This is a genomic window from Streptomyces misionensis (assembly GCF_007896895.1).
Classification (GTDB): domain Bacteria; phylum Actinomycetota; class Actinomycetes; order Streptomycetales; family Streptomycetaceae; genus Streptomyces; species Streptomyces misionensis_A.
Window position 1 is genome coordinate 15,253 of record NZ_VOGW01000088.1, and the last position, 4,105, is coordinate 19,357.

Annotated in this window: 2 protein-coding genes; one reads left to right on the forward strand and one right to left on the reverse strand. The window is 75.4% G+C overall.

Annotated elements, in window-relative coordinates; translation table 11 throughout:
- Positions 1 to 382: 382 nt before the first annotated feature.
- Positions 383 to 2,926 (forward strand): amino acid permease, encoded by a 2,544-nt coding sequence (locus FRZ03_RS40335; protein WP_261399145.1) that lies wholly within the window; start codon positions 383 to 385, stop codon positions 2,924 to 2,926.
- Here FRZ03_RS40335 and FRZ03_RS16120 read toward each other — a convergent pair.
- Positions 2,889 to 4,094: an MFS transporter gene (locus tag FRZ03_RS16120; protein WP_146465853.1), complete on the reverse strand. Its 1,206-nt coding sequence runs from the start codon at positions 4,092 to 4,094 to the stop codon at positions 2,889 to 2,891. The genes FRZ03_RS40335 and FRZ03_RS16120 overlap by 38 nt on opposite strands.
- Positions 4,095 to 4,105: the final 11 nt, after the last annotated feature.

The following is a 4,105-nucleotide window of genomic DNA, read 5'->3' on the forward strand; positions in this document are numbered from 1 at the left end:
TCGGTGACCCGCCCGTCCCAGGACAGCAGCCCGCCGCGCAGCCCGGAAGCCCGCACCGAGGGCGCGAGGTGCCGCGCCTCCGTCGCCCACCCCCGCCGCGCGGCCGGCCCCACCCCCCCCCGCGCGCGCCCCGCCCGCCCCCGCCCGCCCCCGGCCCGCACCCCCGCCCCCCACGCCCGGCGGCCCCGGGCCCCGCCCCGCCCCCGCGGCGCACGGCCGGCCCCGAGCGGCCGCCGGGGACCCGGCGCGGCCGCTGTGCACCCCCGGCACCCCCGCGTTGGAATCGAATGTGAGGCTTTTCGGGAGCGGTGCCGTGTCCGGGAGCCGGCCCGCTCCGGGGTCCGGGGCCGGGCGGAAGGGGCTGCGCGGAAACTCCCTGGGGATGCTCTCCTCGGTCGCCATGGCGCTGGCGTCGACCGGACCGGCGTACAGCCTCGCGGCCACGCTGGGGATCATCGTGGCGGGGGTCGGCCTGCAGGCGCCGGTCGTGACCATGCTGGCGTTCGTGCCGATGCTGCTGATCGCGTACGCCTACCGGGAGCTGAACGCGGGCAACGCGGACTGCGGCACCACCTTCACCTGGGCGACGCGGGCCTTCGGGCCGCGCACGGGGTGGATGGGCGGGTGGGGTCTGATCGTCGCCAACGTCATCGTCATGGCGAACCTCGCCACGGTCGCCGGCGCCTACGGCTACCGGCTGGTGGGCCTGCGCGGGCTCGGCGCGAGCCGGCTGTGGGTCACCGTCGCCGGGATCGTGTGGATCGCTGTGCTGACCGGGATCTCCTACATCGGCATCCGTGTCTCCGCCGTCGTCCAGCGCTGGCTGCTGTGCCTGGAGGTAGCCGTACTGCTGCTGTTCGCCGTCGCCGCGCTGGTGCGGGTGTACGGCGACCCGCCACCGACCGCGATCCATGTCTCCGCCTCCTGGTTCAACCCCTTCGAGGTGCCCTCCACCCGGGCCCTGACCTCGGGACTGCTCGCGGGCGTCTTCATCTACTGGGGCTGGGACACCGCCGTGTCGGTCAACGAGGAGACCGTGGACAGCACCCGCGTCCCCGGGCGCGCCGCGGTCCTCTCCCCCGTGCTGCTGCTGGTGCTGTACGGGCTGGTCGCCACCTCGGCGCAGGCGTTCGCGGGTGTCGGTACGACCGGCATCGGGCTCGGCAACGCGGACCGTTCGGACGATGTGCTCTCGGGGCTCGGCGAGGCCGTGTTCGGCAGTCACGACGCGGGACTGCTGCTGGCGCGGCTGCTGATCCTGATGGTGCTGACCTCCGCGCTGGCCTCCGCCCAGACCACCATCCTGCCGCTGGCCAGGACCGTCTTCTCGATGGCGGTGCACAAGGCGGTGCCGGCCCGGTTCGCCCGGGTGCACCGGCGCTTCCTCACCCCGACCTGGGCCACGCTCGGCATGGGCGCCGCCTCCGTCGTGCTGCTGGTGCTGCTGTCGTCGTTCAGCCGCGACGTCCTCGCCGACACGGTCGACTCGGTGGGCCTCGCGATCGCCTTCCAGTACGGGCTGACCGGCTTCGCCTGCCTCTGGTACCACCGCAAGGTCCTCACCCGCAGTCCCCGGGACCTGATCTGCAAGGGCGTGATGCCGGGACTCGGCGGGCTGCTCATGGCCCTGCTGTTCCTGTACGCCGCCTTCGTCGTCTACGCCCGGCCGGGGTACGGCGCCGGCTCCGTCGACCTGCCGCTGATCGGGCCGACCGGCGGGGTGACCGTCCTCGGGCTCGGCGCGCTGCTGATCGGCTTCCTGCTGCTGCCGGTGGTCACCCGGGGCCACAGCACCGCCCTCAAGCTCCAGCGCAGCCTGCTGCCGGGCAGGCTGCCCCCGCGGACCGCGTGCGAGACGGCGAGCCGCTATCTGCCCGCCGACAGCGGCTCGGGGGTGGGCGGCGACTGGTACGACGTCATCCCGCTGTCCGGCGCCCGGGTGGGCCTGGTCGTCGGGGACGTGCTCGGGCACGGGCTGCCCGCCGCCGCCACCATGGGCCGGCTGCGCACCGGCCTGCGCGTCCTCGCCCGGCTCGATCTGGCCCCGGACGAGGTCCTCACCCGGCTGGACGACCTCGCCGAGCAGACCGCGCGCGAGCGCGCCCCCGTGCCCGGACATGTCCCCGGGCGTCCCCAGCCGCCCGCCGACGAGGCCATGGTGACCTGCCTGTACGCGGTGTACGACCCCATCTCCGGCTGGTGCAGCATGGCGCGGGCGGGCGGGCCGCCGCCGGTGGCGGTGGCCGGGGACACGGGCGTCGCCCGGGAGCTCGACGTGCCGCCGGGGCCGCCGCTCGGCGTCGGCGGCCTGCCGTACCGGACCACCGAGCTGCGGCTCGCCCCGGGCACCCTGCTGGCCCTGTTCACCGGCGGCCTGCTCCAGGCGGCCGACCCGCAGGACGCGGGGGTGCGGCGGCTCGCCGGCGTCCTCGCCGACCGGCGGGCGCCGCTGGACCAGCTGTGCGAGCGGGCGGTGGGCGCGCTGCTGCCCGGCGCGGTGGACGAGGACGCGACGCTGCTCCTGGCCCGTACCCGGCTGCTCGACCGCACCCGGCTCGCCCAGTGGGAGCCCGCCGCCGATCCCGCCGCGGTCGCCGCGCTGCGCGGCCGCGTCGGCAAGCAGCTGGACGACTGGGGCCTGGCCGAGCTGGCCTTCACCACCGAGGTCATCGTCAGCGAACTCGTCACCAACGCCATCCGCTATGTCGGCGGCCCCATCCAGGTGCGCCTGATCCGCGACCACACCCTGACCTGCGAGGTCTCCGACACCGGGCACACCACCCCGAATCTGCGGCACGCGGCGAGCGACGACGAGGGGGGCCGGGGCCTGTACATCATCGCCCAGACGACCCACCGCTGGGGCACCCGCTACACGCCCACCGGCAAGGTCATCTGGGCGGAGCAGACACTGCCGCCGCCCGCATAGGCGCGTCGACGGGGGTACGGCGGTCCGCCGCGGCCAGCGCCAGCGTCACGCACACCGAGCCCGCCGCCATCACCGCCATCCCCGTGGCCGGCGAGGTCAGCTGGGCCACCGCACCGGCCAGGGCCGCGCCCACGCCCTGCATGGTCAGCATCCCGGCGGAGTGCAGCCCCAGTGCCTGCCCGGCGAGTTCGCCGGGGGTCCGCTCCATCAGCAGCTCCTGCTGGACGAGGCTCGCGCCGAAGCCGACGGAGGCGACGGTCACGCACACCGCCGCGACCGGCAGCGCGGGGTGCGCGCCGAACGCCAGGTACGGGACGGCCAGCACGAGCAGCAGCGGGGTGGCGAGCCCGCGCCGCACCCGGGGCGGCAGCAGCCGGCCCACCGTCACGTCACCGGCGAACATCCCGAACGCCCCGCAGGCGAACAGGGTTCCGGCGGCGTGCGGGGCGTACGACACGTACAGGGACTCGCAGCCGACCACCAGACCGTTGGGGACCCACAGGCCCAGGTAGGTGAGGCGGCGCGAACGGGACGACCACAGCTCGGAGTTGACGCGCCAGGTGGCCGCGGCCGAGGGGCGGCCCGCGGTGCGGGGCGGGCGGGCCGAGAGGCCGAGGCGCTGCACGGCCGCCGCCGCCAGGTAGAGGGCCGCCGACAGCAGGAGGCACACACGGGGCGAGAGCGCGGCCAGCAGCGCGCCGCCGGTGGCGAACCCGGCGATCTGCATCAGGCCGCTCATCATGTTGAACAGCGAACGCCCGGGCAGATAACCGTCCTTGGCGAGGATCTCGTTGAGCAGCCCCCAGCGGACCCCACCGCCCAGCGAGGCCACCAGGCCCAGCACCAGGAGCAGCGCGAAGACCGCGCCGACCGGCAGTCCCGGCAGCGCCTCGAGCGCCGTACCCGCCGCGAAGACCAGAGCGATCGCGGACAGTGCGGTACGCGGCGGCAGCCGGTCGGCGCCCGACAACAGCACGGTGGCGCCCAGGACTTGGGCGAGCGAGGGGCCGAACATGCTCACCGCCGACAGCAGCGGGGAACCCGTGGCCCGGTAGACGAGGGTGCCGAGGGCGAGCCCGCCGACGGTCTGGGCGGCCGTCTGCGCGGCCGTGCCGAGGAAGAGCGGGGTGAACTCCGGGGTGCGGAACAGGGATCTGTAGCTGGGCATACCGGGAGTCT

What these genes read in the sequence shown, in the direction of transcription:
- FRZ03_RS40335 (WP_261399145.1), top strand. Translation starts at nt 383, where the DNA reads ATGCTCTCCTCGGTCGCCATGGCGCTGGCGTCGACCGGACCGGCGTAC.
- FRZ03_RS16120 (WP_146465853.1), bottom strand. Translation starts at nt 4,094, where the DNA reads ATGCCCAGCTACAGATCCCTGTTCCGCACCCCGGAGTTCACCCCGCTC.